This window comes from Vibrio marinisediminis (assembly GCF_014050145.1).
Classification (GTDB): domain Bacteria; phylum Pseudomonadota; class Gammaproteobacteria; order Enterobacterales; family Vibrionaceae; genus Vibrio; species Vibrio marinisediminis.
Window position 1 is genome coordinate 47,869 of record NZ_JACFYF010000016.1, and the last position, 16,974, is coordinate 64,842.

The 16,974-nt window shown below is 46.4% G+C and carries 8 protein-coding genes; 2 read left to right on the forward strand and 6 right to left on the reverse strand.

Annotated elements, in window-relative coordinates:
• Positions 1-48 precede the first annotated feature (48 nt).
• The 4 genes from recD to H2O73_RS17905 form a co-directional block, all read right to left on the reverse strand.
• Positions 49-2,193 carry an exodeoxyribonuclease V subunit alpha gene (gene recD, locus H2O73_RS17890; protein ID WP_182110295.1) on the reverse strand — a complete coding sequence of 715 codons (2,145 nt, stop codon included), beginning with the start codon at positions 2,191-2,193 and terminating at the stop codon, positions 49-51.
• The gene (gene recB / locus H2O73_RS17895) at positions 2,190-5,825 is read right to left on the reverse strand and encodes an exodeoxyribonuclease V subunit beta (RefSeq protein WP_182110296.1); all 3,636 of its coding nucleotides are present in this window, start codon (positions 5,823-5,825) and stop codon (positions 2,190-2,192) included. Before recB ends, recD begins: the two co-directional genes overlap by 4 nt.
• A 296-nt stretch (positions 5,826-6,121) precedes the next feature.
• Complete coding sequence (gene recC / locus H2O73_RS17900) at positions 6,122-9,583, reverse strand: exodeoxyribonuclease V subunit gamma (RefSeq protein ID WP_182110297.1); 3,462 nt, start codon at positions 9,581-9,583, stop codon at positions 6,122-6,124.
• Positions 9,584-9,791: 208 nt separating this feature from the next.
• Positions 9,792-10,763 (reverse strand): TDT family transporter, encoded by a 972-nt coding sequence (locus tag H2O73_RS17905; protein ID WP_182110298.1) that lies wholly within the window; start codon positions 10,761-10,763, stop codon positions 9,792-9,794.
• A 109-nt stretch (positions 10,764-10,872) separates the two neighbouring features.
• Here H2O73_RS17905 and H2O73_RS17910 point away from each other — a divergent pair, with 109 nt between their 5' ends.
• The gene (locus H2O73_RS17910) at positions 10,873-11,775 is read left to right on the forward strand and encodes a LysR family transcriptional regulator (protein WP_182110299.1); all 903 of its coding nucleotides are present in this window, start codon (positions 10,873-10,875) and stop codon (positions 11,773-11,775) included.
• A gap of 235 nt (positions 11,776-12,010) precedes the next feature.
• The gene (locus tag H2O73_RS17915; RefSeq protein ID WP_182110300.1) at positions 12,011-12,319 is read left to right on the forward strand and encodes a YebG family protein; all 309 of its coding nucleotides are present in this window, start codon (positions 12,011-12,013) and stop codon (positions 12,317-12,319) included.
• A gap of 138 nt (positions 12,320-12,457) precedes the next feature.
• Here the strand turns inward: H2O73_RS17915 and vexH are convergent, their stop codons facing one another.
• Together vexH and H2O73_RS17925 are read right to left on the reverse strand one after the other, a co-directional pair.
• On the reverse strand, positions 12,458-15,577 hold the full coding sequence (vexH, locus tag H2O73_RS17920) for a vibriobactin export RND transporter permease subunit VexH (protein ID WP_182110301.1): 3,120 nt from the start codon (positions 15,575-15,577) through the stop codon (positions 12,458-12,460).
• Entirely contained in the window at positions 15,577-16,638 is a 1,062-nt protein-coding gene (locus H2O73_RS17925) for an efflux RND transporter periplasmic adaptor subunit (protein ID WP_182110302.1), read from the reverse strand. The genes vexH and H2O73_RS17925 overlap by 1 nt, the downstream gene beginning before the upstream one ends.
• Positions 16,639-16,974: the final 336 nt, after the last annotated feature.

Sequence of the window (16,974 nt, forward strand, 5' to 3'; positions counted from 1 at the left end):
CACCTTCGCTTTGCTGCAACAACCAAGGATGGTTTTAATCTTCATACTTTAGCTTTTTAGCCGCTCCGCTAAACCACTCGCTCTTTCTGTCATCACTTTTATGCCCCGCTTCACCACATCAGCTTGTACATACATAGCTAAACGTTTTTTCGCACGAGTAATACCGGTATAGATCAGCTCTCGGGTTAAAATAGGACTAAACTCTTTCGGTAAGATCATTAAAGTGAATTCAAACTCACTACCCTGTGATTTGTGAATCGTCATCGCGTAGGCGGTCTCATGCTCAGGCACTCGACTTGGCAATACCGATTTAACACTGCCATCCGGCAGCTCAAAAAAGACTTTTAATCGTGGCTCTTCTAATGAGTCATCCAGAATACAGATGCCAATATCACCGTTATACAGACCCAACGCATGATCGTTACGGGTGATCATCACTGGTCGACCGTGATACCAAAGCTCGTCTTGAGTTTGGATCAGCTTACGTGCTACCAAAGCACGCTCAATACGTTGGTTAAGCCCATTCACACCAAAGTCCCCTTCACGAATCGCACACAATAAGCGGCATTTTGCAAAGGCATCTAAACCTGCTTTGGCTAATTCAGTGACCGATTCAAGTTGCTGAGTATTGGCATTGAGCTCGCGCTTGGCAATGCGCTTTAAGTAGCCACCGTATTCACTCACCATGGTTTGTATCAACTGATTGTAGTGCTGCATATCTAATGGGTATTGGGCAATATCATCAAAGTCTCTTTGCCAGACAGCATCAAGCTTAAACGCAGAACCCGAATTTACCGCTTTGGCTAATTGACCAATGCCAGATCGTGCATCAAAACGGTAGCTCTTTTGCAACATACATAAGCTATCACCGACACGACTGCCCTTTTGAGTGCTGTTTGCCAAACTGCTGTAGCCAGACAACTGAGCGATCAAATCCCCTTGCGTCGCACTGTAGCCATATTGGCTAAACGAACAAATATCTCCAAGTACCGCACCCGCTTCTACTGAAGCAAGTTGGTCTTTGTCTCCAAGTAAAATGAGTCGTGCGTGTTTTGGGAGCGCATCCACCAGCTTATACATCATTGACAGATCGACCATTGATGCTTCATCGACCACCAAAATATCAAGGTGTAATGGATTAGATTGGTTGTGACGAAACTCGGCACTGTTTGGTAAAGCGCCAAGTAAACGGTGTATGGTGCTCGATTCGGTTGGAATCGCTGCCTTAAGCTCAGGGCTGACAGGTAACTCTGCGACCGCTTTACCTATCGACTCAGTTAGACGAGCCGCCGCTTTACCTGTTGGTGCCACCAGCTTAATGGTTGGTGCCGTTATTGCACTACTGTCCACATGTTGTGCTTGCTCAATCAATGCTGCCAGTAGCTTAGTTACTGTGGTGGTTTTGCCGGTACCCGGACCACCTGAAATCACCGCAAAGCGTTTGGTCAGCGCAATTGCTGCCGCCACTTTCTGCCAGTTAACACACACCGATTGCGGTACTAACTCATCGAGTGGAGACAACTGCTCTGCGCGGGTGGCTTGCAGTAAAACTTGTTCGATAGCACTCCAATCTAATTGGCTGTTGTCGACCACATCCAAGTGATCGCACACCATTTGCTGGCGCTGAACTTGAGTTAACCCACCTAATTGCGAGGCTTTGCTGAGGGCGGAATATAAAAAGTGATAACTACGCGCAAAGAGATGATCCAGTAGTTCAGACAGCTTTTGTACATCGGTAGGCTTTAAGATCATCGGTGTCCCAAAGCTCACCAACCTCTCTGCTAAAGTCACTTCGTAGTGCCAATAACGGTGTAAATAGACACGCTCGCCGTCAAACACCAGCGGCAATCCCGCCACGTGATGACTACCGTCTTGATTGGCGTAAGATTTGGCGACCCAAATAGATTGAGTTAACAGCGCTTGCCAATCGACCGCGATCAACTGTTGATTTAGCTCTAATGCCGCCTCACCAAACAACCCCAACTTTGCGGCTAAATCGGTCGGTTGTGCGTGTGCGTCAGCCAATGGTAAACAGATGTGCCCTTTACCTAATTCACTACTGATGACACCGGTGATAAATGCCAACTCTGCACTTTGTGATTTACTGTAGATAAAGCGAGCCAGTTGATAATCCAACTGACGGATCGAGCCTTTTTGCGCCAAACGCTGTAAGGTTTCAAGTAACGTATTCATAGGTCTAGCACCATTTGTCCGGCAGAGTTGCCGCGTACATCAATTGTCTCACCATCAATCAGTTGGTCTAATTCTGTTAAAAACTGCAAGCTGGGTTTGGCAGAGAAAATACCGTGCTCTCCTTCCCCATCCATACCCCGCAAAAACAGGTAATACGCCCCGCCAAAATGTTGCTCATACGAATAATTAGGTAATCGGCTGCGCAGAAAACGGTGCAGTGCTAAGGCGTATATTTGGTACTGCAGATCATAACGATGATCAGCCATCGCGTCTCGCAATGCATCACCGTGATAATCATGAATATCATTGCCAAGATGGTTCGATTTCCAGTCCAATACGTAGTATTTACCTTGATGTTCAAACACCAAATCGATAAAGCCTTTCAACATGCCTTGTACGGTTTGAAAGCCTAAATCCCCTGCTTTAGCAGAGAGTGGGTCATTGCGCTGGATAACTCGGTTAAGCTCGGCAGACGCTAACACTTCAATCGGCAGTAAGAATTCCATCTCCACCAATCGTTGTGATGCACTTTTCTGATTCAAGCACAGGTCTTTACCGTCAAGCGGTGTCGCTAACACGGTATCCACCAGCTTTTGTAAGATTGGCAGCCATTCAATATCCAACTGCTCACTCTCCATCAAAGCAATGATGGTTTGCTGATTGGCTTCGCTGCTCGCTGGCTCGGTAAACTCCACCTGTTCAAATAAGGTGTGCAAAAACGTACCGGGTCTCGCGCCGCGCGGGAAGGTGAAAATAGAACGTTCTGGCTCAATAAGCTCTTGCTCGTCTTGCTCTTGTGATGAGTCCACATCCAACCTTAGCAACTCACTTGATGCGTCATCACCCAAAAATGGTGAGGTATGATGCGAACCTTGCTTCACCAACCCTGAATAACTGGTAATACGCCAACTGCGATCAATTTCTTGCCCTAACTCTCGTGCATAAAGCATTTCAATCACCGGATCATTGGCAACAAAAGGTTGCGAGTGTGAATCCGGTAAGCCTTGCATATCAACGCAATCTAACCCTTGGGTCTGTTTCTCAATCGCGCTGGTTAGCTCACCTATGCTCCCTGCTTGACCATTTTGCAGCAAATAGCCGATTGCACTGTTATGGACACCCGTCGGCTCTTTGGTTGAGCGACCATTACGTAGCGGCGCTGCACCAATAAAACAACCATAAACAGCGCGAGTCAGCGCCACATAAATAAGGCGCAAATCTTCCGCTAAGCGTTCTTTATCTGCCTGCGCCAGTGCTGCTTTATCTTTGGTGATATCGAGGATGGTTCGATCCAATTGCGGATCATAATATTTGGCTTCACTGGCTTCGCGATAACTGAGCACAAATGGCAAAAATACTAAGTCATATTCCAGACCTTTTGATTTGTGAATAGTGACGATCTGCACCAGATTACGTTCAGATTCCAAACGCTGGATTTGATCATCACTACCACCTAAGCCATTTTGAGCATCGCTTATTGCTTGTGCTAGCCAACGCAATAAGCCGTGATCACTATCAAGCTCGCCACTGGCTTGCTGCAACAACTCACCAAGGTGCATTAAGTCGGTCAGATTGCGCTCACCACTCTCTTCTTCTAGTAGTCGCTCAGCAATATGACGCTTGCTCATCACCGCTCGCAACATCGGCAATACGCCACGTTGAACCCACAATTTACGATATTCTTTGAATTCGTTGACGGCGTTTTCCCAAGCGGTTTCGTCGTTATTCAAGGCATCCAAGCTCCCCGCATCAAGGGCAAACAGCTCGGAGGCTAAACTGGCACGCAGGGCGCGATCATTTTCTGGGGTTAATACCGCTTGCAGCAAACGTTGTACATCTTGCGCGACTAAGGCGTTAAAAACGCTATCACGGTTTGATAGGTAAACACTGGCAATGCCTTGCTTTGCCAACGCTTGCTTAATCATCCGACCTTCATTACCGGTACGCACCAAAACGGCAATATCACCCGCTTGAATCGCATCCGCGCCTTTCGCGGTGGTAAATTGCGCGTTACCTTGCTGAGAAGCGGTTAAAATTGTCTGGATTTGGTCGGCGGTGGCTTGTGCCATAGCATCAAGGTATTCCCCTTTTGCCAGTGGTTTATCGTCAGCTTCTTGCAACCAATAGGTCAATGCTGGTTGAGTTTTGCCATTGAGCTGCCAAGTTCTCAACTCCGCTTTAGGGCTAGCTGAAACTGGATGAAAGGGAATGTCTTGATCATAAATGAACGCGCTATCGGGCAGTTCAAACACTTGGTTTACCGCCGCAACCATGTCGGCACTCGAGCGCCAGTTCGTCCCTAGAGTAAAGTGTGAAGAAACCTGATTTCTGGCTTTGATATAGGTAAAAATATCCGCGCCGCGGAAACCGTAAATCGCCTGTTTTGGGTCACCAATCATAAACAAACCACATTCAGGGTTTTGAATATAGATACGGCTAAAAATACTGTATTGCAGTGGGTCGGTATCTTGAAATTCGTCAATCATCGCTACCGGATAAAGCTGACGAATCCGTTCAGCAAGTAAGCCCGAATCATCACTGTCAATCGCGGCAGAAAGATTAGTCAGCAGGTCATCAAATGACAACCACTGCTTTTGTTGCTTCGCTTTAGCCAATAGTGCTCGGCACTGTTCAATCGCGTGGGCTAAAAGCGGCGCTTTTAAACTGATCGGTTGAGCGATAAACGCTTCAATCGCGACAAAAACCTCATGCTGAGGTGCATCGCCTTTCGGCGTCTTTTCAACTAATACATTTTGTGCAAATTTTTCTAACTGCTCAGGGAAATCGTAGCTGGTGGTTTCGCTACTTGCCCACAATGACACCGTCTCAAGCCAAGTTGGTAGAGATTTTTTACTGTAGCTGCGCTTGTTCACACCAGACGCTGAAATCAGAGCGAGCAGATCTTGTTGGCACTCTCGCCACTGCGCTTTTAGCTGGTCAATTTTAGCGAGATTATCTTGGTGTAGTGATGCTAAGTCACCTTGCATTGCCGCCACTGATAATTGCAGCGGTGCACCGGTTAGATACCCTGAAACGTCTTGCAGCAGTGCCGCGGGTGAGCCCCAAATCGAGCGCACTTCACCCGCTAATTTCAATGGTAGTGGGTAGAAGTTACGACGCCAGTAGTCAGCCACAATTTGAGCTTTTAAATGGCTTTCATCGGTGACAAATTCATTGTCAAAACGGCTACCCGACTCAAACGCATTTTGCGTCAGCATTCGCTGACAAAAGCCGTGAATGGTATAAACCGCCGCCTCATCCATTTGCCGTTCTGCTTGCAGTAAAATGGTGGCAGCTTGTTGGTGATCACTTATCGCTTCAAGTAAAGGCTGAATGACAGGATCGCTGCTTTCACCACGTGCAAAGGCAATACGTGCATCATGGATTCTTGCGCGGATACGATCACGCAATTCTGCGGTGGCGGCTTCGGTAAACGTCACCACTAAGATTTGATCGACCGTGAGCGGCACTTGATGGCGTGACTCTTCACTACCGTGACCCAGTAATAGGCGCAGATACAAACCTGCAATGGTAAAAGTTTTACCAGTACCCGCAGAAGCTTCTATCAAACGAGCACCATGCAAAGGAAACTGCATGGTATCTAACGATGTGACAACTGACGAAGATGTCATAACAATCAAACCTTTATGTAACTTTTAAATCAAATAGATCACATAGTTCGTTGTGATCTAACCGTGATATTGAATCTTTACTGGCGATTTCCCGCGCCCACTTAACTTTATGCGATGCGACTCACAGAACATCAACCCGTTAGGCTTTACTATCCGCGCCACGAGTTCAGGAAGCGACAGCTTACCGTTGAACCAACCGAATAATGGTCCCTCTGACCTGTGGCCGTACAGTAAACGCCCTACACATTAATAATGATTTCCTGGCGGCCACCCACTTTTCCCTGTACACCTCAAACCTAAGCATCATTCGCTTCACGCATATGCAGTCTCGGCGCTTGGATAACCAATGCAGCCAACTGGCGTACTTCTTGTGCTAATCCATCATTCCATTGCGGCCAAATACGCGCGATGTAAGAGTTATTCCCTTCGCCTTGGCTAATAAAGCCATCGTTAAAGGCATCAATCATTTTCTTCAATGATTTCTCTTCATCATCTGCCCATTCCCCACCACGGCTAAAGCCAGCATCAATCGCAGCCAACGAGGTTTTTGGAAAGTATGCCAAGGGTTTAGTCATGCCTTGATAAAACAGGCGCACCAACTCTGACAATAGGCTTTGTGCAAACTGACGATCTTCAATTGCGGGATAGATAAGGTGAATCACACCCTCTTTGCGATCATAACCAAGCATATGAGTACGTTTTGCCACTCCCATCGCTGACATGGCTAAGTGATCAATCCAAGCCGATAAGTAATCTTGTGGGCGAATTTTTCCACTGCGATAACGGACTAAACCGGATTGATAGCTCTGTGTTAACCAACCTTGTAAATGAACCAATTTGTCATCACCAAGCACATCCAAACTCAGTTTGATTTCGATATCATCACTGGGTGCATTGCAAACAAAGGTTAGCGCTTCAACCATTTGTTCAGCCTGTACGCGGTTGGTTTCAAATTCGATATCACCAAAAGCGGCAACCGGTAATTTACCTTGCGCTCTTTGCTCAGCAACAAAGTGTTGCACAACCGGCTCTGCATTCCCGCCACTGACCAGCAAGTCATTGAGCAGTGCATCACGCATCTGATAGCTCTCTAACCCATTGAGTACAAAGGGCTCATCATCGGGTAAGATCGGCAGTGGTGGCTCAAAGGTCACTTTCAAACGGCGGTTAAAGAAATACTGTACCGGTAAGCGCCAAAAACGTTGCAGCTCAACCATATCCAACTCAAGCGGGTAAGTGGCATCCAGTAAATACTCACTCAGCTCACGGTTAAATTCACCGCTGCGCTGACCTTGTCGATTCGCCGCAGGTAGCCACTCTTTGGCGTAACTGGAATAGCCAAGCTCAGCTTGTTGCTGGCTAAATGCCGCCGGGCTAAAGGGCACCATGGTGTGTTGACGATGTAAATGCGCCAGTAGTAAGTCACCGGAGTCATCACAGCTAAGCGCTTCATTACCGACTAAATGGTAATTTTGATGGCAATACTCGAGTAATTCCGACACCAATACTGAAGGCACTCGCTCAGTATTGTCTTGAATGGAACGCCCAACGTAGCTGATGTATAGGCTTTGTTGGGCAGAAAGAATCGCCTCTAAGAAGAGGTAACGGTCATCATCACGGCGCGAACGGTCGCCTGCGCGAGTTCGACCATTCATTAAATCAAACCCTTCTGGCGGCATTGAACGTGGATAGACACCATCGTTCATGCCCAACAAACAGACGGTTTTAAACGGGATTGAACGCATTGGCATCAAGGTACAGAAGTTCACCTGTCCCGCTAAGAAGCGTTGACTAACCCGCGTACCTGACAGCTTATTATGTAAATACTGGCTAATGATGCTTGGCGCTAGCGCCTGCTCAAATGCGGCGTCTTGTAACTGATCTTTCAGTGCCGATAACGTATCACGAATCGATTTAAGCGCCACTTCACCTTCCAACTCCACATTGAAAAAATCATCCAACATGGTGGTGAGCAACTGACGCCAACTCTCAATATTCTGAGTTTGTGATAACTGCTGACGGTAATGGGTGACGGTTTCAATAAAGTGCGCCAGTTTACCAGCCAGCTCAGCGCCCATGCCTTGCACTTCGTTGTACGGCGCTAGGGTTTGTTCACCGTCATCAAACAAGCCTGCCGATTCAGGCATGGCATAACCAAGGAGCATGCGCTCAATACCAAACTGCCATGTGTTTTGCGCAGTCGTTGGCAAATCAAATTCAGCTCCCGTGGCTGGGTTTAAGCCCCATCGAATACCGGACTCTTCAACCCATAACTTGGCTTTTAAGAACTCATCTTCACTTAACGAAAAGCGACTCAATATCGTCGGTGTTTCAAGCAATTCAAGTAACTCAGACGCTAGACAGCGAGTATTAGCAAGGTTCACCAATTGCATGAAGGCCGCCAAGATTGGGCTTTCTTGATCGGCGGTTCGGTCAGAGATGGAATAAGGGATAAAACGTTCACCCGGCGCGTTACCGAATACGGCTTGAATCGCAGGGCTGTAGGCGTTGATATCTGCCACCATGACAATCACATCACGCGGTTTTAAATTTGGATCGGCATCAAACATCGCCAGTAACTGGTCATGCAGCACTTCCACTTCACGCATTGGGCTATGACAAGCATGCAGAGTCAATGAGTGGTCATTCGCTTCAACGGCTTGTTTGTGATGGCTAGATGTGAGCAACTGATCATCTTGATGCTCTTCAAGATTGAGGATATCCGCTTGCAGTTGATGCAGTAGCGAGTCACGTTCAATCTCAACAAACGCTTCGATTTCATGAGATTCAAGCTGCGACAATAAATACATGTTATCGCGCCCCAGTTTACCCATCGAGGCAAGTAAGCTATTGCCGACCACATCGGTGTGCAGCTCATCAGCGACGTTATCTTCAATGCTGCCTTTAAGCTGTTCACTTTCCCCTTCAATTTGTGACTGCTGATCACGCCAAACTAAATGCTTACGCTGCTTGGCGGCCAACTTGGCAAGAAATTTTCTGTCTCGCACTTCGCCCCAATAATAACGACATGGGTTGGTAAACATTAAATGCACATCGATGTGTTCACCCAAAGCTTTAAGTGCATCCATATAACGCGGCGGCAATGAGGAAATACCAAACACAAATAAGCGTTGTGGTAAGCCATCTAATTTTCCTTGATAGCTTTCAATACTATCGATGAAGTGCTCATACAGGTTGGCGCGGTGGTAAGGTGATTGTTCAAGTGCAATGGTATGGTCATACAAAGCTTGCCATAAAATAGGCTGCCATGGGTGCTCATCACCAATTTCAGCCACCACTTGCCCGGCTTCCCAGCTCGCAATCCACTCTGGGCGGTATACCAAGTAACCATCAAAGATATCGGCAATTTTTTCCGATAGTTGATACAGCTTTGAGCTGTCGTGATCATCGGTTAAGTAACGTTGCAAAGGGGCAAATTCTGGCTTATCGAGCAAACCCGGTAGAATTTGCATCAACTTCCAGCCCATCGACTCTTTATTAAACGCACTGCGCTGAGGAACGTCAGGTAACACCTGAGTAAACATGTTCCAGATAAACGTCGCAGGAAGGGGGAATTCAATGTTGGCTGCCACGCCAAATTCTTTGGCGAGTGACATTTTCAACCATTGAGACATACCTGGGCTTTGCACCAGAATTTGTTCTTTATCGAAAGGATTCTCAAGCGGGTCAATCTTGACCAGCTCAACAAGTAGCGATTTTAAAATATCGACTTGATTGGAGTGATAAACAGTAAACAAAATGTACGCTCAAATGGTTTGCTAAATGAGCCTGAGATTAGCATATGTGGCGGGAGTTTACTGTCGAATTTACTGGAGTTTGCGCGAGGTTGCAGCTTCTTTGCTCAGACGACAAAAGGTATAGGTCCTCTTGCCATCTGAGCCAAATTTTCCTTAGTATTTTTACCCATTAAGCTTAGTTCTCTGAATGACCCTAAGCTAGGGTTGGCTATTCCCCGCGGCGCATAACCACTTTATGCGGTTGGTAAAAATGGAAATATCGCACAGCAACATAACCCACCACTAATGTGGCAATCCAAAGCTCAGCAACCGCCAGTAAGTGCACTTGAGACACGTAGTGGTCGGCAATGTTCATGTTGACCATCCACGCACTCAATTTAAATAGTGCAGTGGAACCAATCACCATTGGGAAGGTAAAGGCAGCAAAACCAGCACTAAAGGGTAAGCGAAGCAGTTTAATAAACGCTAAGTAAATCACCACTGTCATCAACACAGCAATACCAAACAACGCACCAATAATCACAGGAGAAGGTGTTGCGGTAACACTGAGGTAACCTGCTAATGATAGACTTGCTGGCGCCGCCATAATCGCCAAGGTTGGTTTCGCTGCATCAGGAATTTCTTGAGCAAAGATCAAACGGTAGATCATTGCTGGTAGCATCACTGCGTAAGCCACCAAACCAAAGAGGAGTGTCGCTTGAGCAACCCAGGCTAAATGCGGGTTTCCTGAAAATGACACATCAGCAACGACAATGCCCACTGGCGGTACAAACCAACTTGGCACCATATGGTGAAGCTCAAAACTTTTTGCTCGGTGATAGGCAAAACTGGCTAGGAACGCAATATGTAAAACCACCGCCGCCAGCCAAAGCGCATCACCCGCCATAGGAAAGTATTTTCCTAGCGCGTTAGACACCACCATAGTGGCCATGGCAAATGTTGGCACGACACTACCCACCACTGGGTGAGCAAGATCTTCTGCCAGTAGGTGGCGATGAAATAAAAATTTAACCGTTAAAATCACCAGCAGTAGCGAGGCAATAACGGCACCTGTCAGTTGTCCATAACCATTCAGCGGAGCGGCATTTTCCCAGCACCAGCCTAGGCTAGCAATACCGAGAGCAAGACCTGCCATTGGTGTTGGCGCGCCGAATACTTTTGCTTTTGTCGCTTTGATCATGGTTCACACTCTTCATATCTTTCTGTTCTGACGCTGATTCTACGCTTGTGTTTTGTTTAGTTATATCTAATTATTTAGAACATAAGTTCAATAATACTAAACACAAATTATGGCAGTGAATATCTCGTTAAAACAACTCAAAGTTTTTTCCACTATTAATCATTATGACACTTTAACGGAAGCTGCCGAGGCGCTATTTTTATCCAAAGCAGCGGTTAGCATGGCACTATCCGAACTTGAAAGGCAATTAGGGCATTCTCTGTTTGATCGCGTCAACAAACGCCTCGTTCTCAACCAAGAAGGGCTAAAACTGCTGCCGCTGGTCGATGAGTTACTGCACCGTGTACAAGATATTGAATTGGTACTTGAAGATGACTCAGTACTCACCGGGAAACTGCGCATAGGTGCCAGTGATACAATCGGCAATCAAGTTGCCCCATACCTACTAAGTGATTTTCGCCAACAAACTGGGCATCATGCACAGAGCTTGTTTATTTCAAATTCAGCTTTGATCTGTGAAAAATTGGTCGATTATGAACTCGATTTAGCATTAATCGAAGGTAAAACACTGCACCCTGAATTGATTTCCACACCATTTAGCCAAGATGAAATGTGTATCATCTGTAGCCCAAACTCACCACTCACCAAACTAGGTTTACCCACGGTGGGCGACCTTGAAAATAGCGATTGGATTTTGCGCGAAGCCGGCTCAGGATCGAGGGAGTTTTTCTTACGTGCTATAGCCCCGCGCATCGAACAATGGCACGAAGCATTTCAGCTCAATACCACTGAAGCGTTAATTAACTGTGTTTCTGCTGGGCTTGGCTTGGCCTGCCTGTCACGTCTTGCAGCCACCCCTGCAATTCAAGATGGTCGAGTAGTAACCATTGAGCTACCACTGGATATGAAGCGTCGTTTCTGGCTATTGGTCCATAAAGAAAAATACCAAAACCCATTGCTAAAAACTTTTATTGAATTTTGTTACCAGTGGGATAGCCAGCATAGAAGCTGAGCCGTTGGCTAGCACTTAGGTCGCATTTTTAAACTTTATATTGACCCAAAACACCTAAAGTTACCGGTAAGCAACCCGCGGGAAAAAGCCTCTAAACACAGACACACTGTGTGATGAGTTTTTTAAGCACCAGTAACAGTGCAGCAGCTTCAAGTAGCAAGGGTATAGACTTCACTGGTCAAAAACTGTATAAAAAGCCAGTAATTAAACATTCATTAGAGCTAGAGGAATAACCATGGCTGTAATCGTTAAGTACGTGGTAGAACGCAACGGAGAAGAGAAAATGACTTTTACCTCTAAAGCGGACGCTGACGCATACGACAAAATGCTTGATATGGCAGACGAGCTTTTCGGACTATTAGGTAAAAGTGAGTTACTAGAAGACGAAGCGAAGCAAGAAGACTTGGCAATGTTCTTAGCGCAAAATAAAGAAGAAGTGCTATACGCACTGGGTGCAAAACGTCGCCCTACGCCTAAGAAAGCAAAGAAAGTTGAAGCGGTTGCAGACGCAACTGAAGAGACTCAACAAGAAGACGCCGCTTAAGCCGCGATTTAGCTCAACAGTTTTATGTTGAGTATTGTTGTTCGATATTTCGATTCAAGTAAGATTAAAAAACCGAGGCATTTTGCCTCGGTTTTTGTTTATGTTTTTCTCTGAATTACATTTTACTTAGCAAAGCCGTTATAGCTCTCCGTGAGAGACTCGACCTTTAACATCATGGTCCAACTCGCGATTTAGCTCTGCTTCCACATGACCTGGCGCTTGCGTGCTGGCTGAAATCAAACGATACATTGCTGGGATAACAAACAAGGTGACCAAGGTGGCAAAGCCCATGCCAAAGAAAATCACCGTACCCACCGCGACGCGGCTTTCATAACCGGCTCCCGTTGAAACGATCAATGGTATAGCACCAGCGAGGGTCGTAAACGCCGTCATCATAATAGGGCGAAGACGACGCGCAGAGGCATCTATAATCGCTTTTTCAAACTCAAGACCACGGTCACGTAACTGGTTAGCAAACTCAACAATCAATATACCGTTCTTGGTTACCATACCAATAAGCATGATCATGCCGATCTGACTATAGATATTAAAGCCCTGCCCCATGATAAACAGACCGAGGAAGCCACCAAAGACCCCCATTGGAACGGTAAACATCACCACCAGCGGGTTAATAAAGCTTTCAAACTGCGCGGCAAGCACGAGGTAAGCCACCAACAGCGCCAATGCAAACACAACCAATACGCTCGATTGATTCTCTTTATAATCTTTTGACTCACCAGAGTAACTCACACTGATATCACTCGGCAGGTTATCAATCGCTTGCTGGTCTAAGTAATCCAACGCATCGCCCAAGGTATAGCCTTCCGACAAGTTTGCAGACACCGTTACCGACTTTTGCTTGTTGTAATGCGACAAACGCACCGCAGAAGCGACTTCTTCAATTTTGGTGATCGCATCAAGCGTCACCAACTCACCGGAAGCCGTACGCATGTATATTTGAGTTAGATCCGCCGCGTTATTGAAGCTGTTCTCGTCACCACGCAAATAGACATCGTACTCTTCGCCGCGCTCTACAAACGTCGTTTCACGCTTACCGCCGAGCATGATCTCCAAAGTATCGGAAATTTCTGCCACGCTGATGCCAAGCTCTGCCGCGCGCTGTTTATCAACTGTGACCAATAGCTCAGGTGTTTTCTCTGAGTAATCAATCTCAGCCCCTTCCATATAGGGTGATTGCTCAGCCAAATGCTCAAGCTTTTCTGCCCACATTTTTAGCTCTTGGTAATCTGAACCACCTAAGACAAATTGCACTGGCTCACTTGAGCCGCCTCTAAAGCCCGGCATAAACGGGAAGACACGGACATCTGCCATGCCATTTAATGCCTTGCGCACTTCACCAAGAGCTTGCTGCGCGGTAACGGTGCGATCATTCCAGTCATCGAGAATCATGATCACGAAACCAGTTTGGTCTCCCGCCATACCACCAAATGCCGGTGATTGAATCGAGAATGATTTCAAGAATCCTTGCCCAAGCAATGGCATCAAGCGGTCTTCAACTTCTTCCATATTGGCGGACATACGGTTGTAACTGGTGGCATCGGCACCACGAACAAAGGCAAATATCACACCACGGTCTTCACTTGGCGCTAACTGTGCTGGAACTTGTTGCATTAAGGCGTAGCTACCACCCATACACGCAAGGATCACCAAAGGCGCAGCCCATTTTGCTTTCAGTGCATAAGCCAATGTTTTACGGTAGCCGCTTTCTAAACGAGAGAACAAACGATCAATAAATTTATTGAATCTCCCCGGCTTCACGTTGGCTTTTAATATTTTACTGCCCAGAACTGGCGTTAAGGTTAGAGCGATTAATGATGAGAAGATCACCGACATTGCCAGCAAGACCGAAAACTCGGTAAACAGCAAACCAACCATGCCATCCATAAATGAGATTGGCAAAAAGACCATCACCAACACTAACGTCGTCGCTACAACGGCAAAGCCAACTTCACGTGTCCCTTTATAGGCCGCCAGCAGCGGTTTTTCACCACGTTCAATATGGTGGAAGATATTCTCCACCACCACGATGGCATCATCCACCACCAAACCAATCGATAGGATCAACGCCATTAAGGTGATGAGGTTAATTGAAAAACCAAAGTAGTAGGCGGCAATAAAAGAGGAAATCAGTGATACTGGCACTGTCACCGCAGGAATCAGCGTTGCCCGTGCTTGGCCAATAAACACATACAGCACAAGGATAACCAAGCCACCGGTAATAAACAGCGTACTATATACTTCTTCAATCGAGCGCTCGATAAAGACCGTCGAGTCATAGTCAACCGCTAAACGAGTGCCATCTGGTAGGAATTTTTGAATCGTCTCTACTTCATTATGCACCTGCTTTGCCACTTCAAGTGGGTTAGCATCTGATTGCGGCACAATACCTAAGCTAACGTTCACCACACCATCACTTTTGAAGGTGGAATTTTCGTTTTCAGCACCAATATAAACGTCAGCGATGTCTTTTAAGTAAATCGGCGTATTGTCACTGGCACGGCGTACTACTAAGTATTCAAAATCTTCCACTTGCTGATAAGTACGCGCGGTACGTACCGACATAACGGTTTGATCATTACGTACTTCACCACCCGGACTTTCTAGGTTTTCGCTGCGCAGTGCTTGGGTTATATCTGCGGTTGTTACACCACGCCCTGCCATAAGATCAGGCTTTAACTTGACGTACATAACCTTGTAGAGACCACCGGAAATATCCACTGAACTCACACCTGTCAATAGACTAAACCGGTCCATCAATACCCGTTCAACATAATCGGTCAGTTGAGTTCGGTCCATCTCAGTCGAGCTAAGGTTGATATAGAGTGACGCCTCTCCAGAACCATTGTTTTTATACACAATCGGATCATCAGATTCTTCGGGCAATGAACGCTGGGCGCGGGCCACCGCATCACGGACATCACTCACCCCGGTATTGAGGTCATAACCGAGGTCAAAAGTAATCGTAATACGCGACATGCTGTTACGCGTAGTCGAAGAGATTTCATCGATACCACTAATACCGGACAACTGCTCTTCAAGTATTGAGGTAATTTGGCTTTCAATGATGGTCGCCGACGCCCCCTCGTAGCGAGTACTGATCGACACGACAGGGTTTTCAATATCTGGCATTTCGCGTACAGCAAGCTTCGAGAAAGAAACAATACCAAACACACACAATAGCAAGCTTAAAACCAGCGCAGAGACCGGTCTTTTCACCGATACATCAGACAACCACATTATTTGTCACCTTTTGCTTGCGGCTTCTGTTGCGCGCTGCCCTGCTCTTTGACACTTGCGCCATCACGCATGTTAACAATGCCCTGTACGACAATTTTGTCGCCAATATTCAGCCCTTTATTGATCACCACTTGGTTCTCAATACGAGCGCCTAGAATCACTTCGGTACGTGTAGCCACATTGTCTTGACTAACGACATACACATAACGCTTAGTACCTGAGTACTCAAGTGCTTGAACTGGGATGATCGGTGCGTTAATTGCTGGAAAATCCATATCCGCCGAAACCAACATCCCCGGCTTTAGCTTAAGCTCATCATTGGGGAAGTTGATGCGAACACGAAGATTTAAGGTTTCTTGGTTGATACGAGAGTCGATCCCAACCACTTCACCTTGGAATATACGTTCACCCCAAGCACTGGTCGTTGCAGTCACTTTCATTCCGCGCTCAAGTTGCGCCAAATAGCGCTCTGGCACTTGCAGATCAAGCTCCATCATCGACAGGTCGTCAAGAGAGAGTAACTCAGTCCCTGCCGAAACCATTTTACCTCGGCTGAAATCAATAAAGCCGACCGTACCATCAAACGGGGCACTAATATGGAGATCTTTCAGGTTGGCATTCGCCGCATCTAAGCGCGCTTGTGCAATTTCAACACTGGTTTTTTGCGCATCAATTTCGGTTTGAGTAATCGCATTACGCTTAACCAAACGCTCAAACTCTTTCAACTTACGTTGTTCATCTTTTCGATACGCTTTCGCCTCTTTTACTGCGGCACGTGCTTTATCATCATTAAGTTGAATCAGTAGCTGACCTTGCTTCACTTCTTGATTCGCTGTCACTGCGATTATTTCAACTTTACCGGTTGTCTCAGGAGAAACCATAACCGACTGAGCCGCTTCCAATTTACCCACTAAAGAGAGTGATTGTGAAACTTGATGGGTTTGAACTTGCTCAGTAACGACGGTTACAGCCTGAGGACCCTGTGGGCGTTTTGCCAAAACGGTAGGCGAAGTGCTTAAAATAGAGACCGTCAGTAAGCTTAAAAGCAGTTTATTTTTCATCGTTAAGTATTCTTCCAGAATTATCTATTGAATATTTTACTCGTAAATATCAGTGAATAACGTCAAGGAATGTAAATCCTTCAACACTATTCGCAAATAAATCCGTTCAATAAACGAGCAAAGTGTTTATTTCACCGCTGCTTTGTCCAAAAAGGCATCATTCAACTCAAAATTAGACGAAAAACTCTTTACAGTGTTTATGAGTTTGCTATGATGCGCTCCGCACTTGAGGGATGTGTTGGGAAATCATCACTTAAGTATAAAAATACCCTGGAGGGGTTCCCGAGTGGCCAAAGGGAGCAGACTGTAAATCTGCCGGCACTGCCTTCGATGGTT

Coding starts and splice junctions, on each gene's coding strand:
- recD (WP_182110295.1), bottom strand. CDS start 2,193: ATGAATACGTTACTTGAAACCTTACAGCGTTTGGCGCAAAAAGGCTCG.
- recB (WP_182110296.1), bottom strand. CDS start 5,825: ATGACATCTTCGTCAGTTGTCACATCGTTAGATACCATGCAGTTTCCT.
- H2O73_RS17905 (WP_182110298.1), bottom strand. CDS start 10,763: ATGATCAAAGCGACAAAAGCAAAAGTATTCGGCGCGCCAACACCAATG.
- H2O73_RS17910 (WP_182110299.1), top strand. CDS start 10,873: ATGGCAGTGAATATCTCGTTAAAACAACTCAAAGTTTTTTCCACTATT.
- H2O73_RS17915 (WP_182110300.1), top strand. CDS start 12,011: ATGGCTGTAATCGTTAAGTACGTGGTAGAACGCAACGGAGAAGAGAAA.
- vexH (WP_182110301.1), bottom strand. CDS start 15,577: ATGTGGTTGTCTGATGTATCGGTGAAAAGACCGGTCTCTGCGCTGGTT.
- H2O73_RS17925 (WP_182110302.1), bottom strand. CDS start 16,638: ATGAAAAATAAACTGCTTTTAAGCTTACTGACGGTCTCTATTTTAAGC.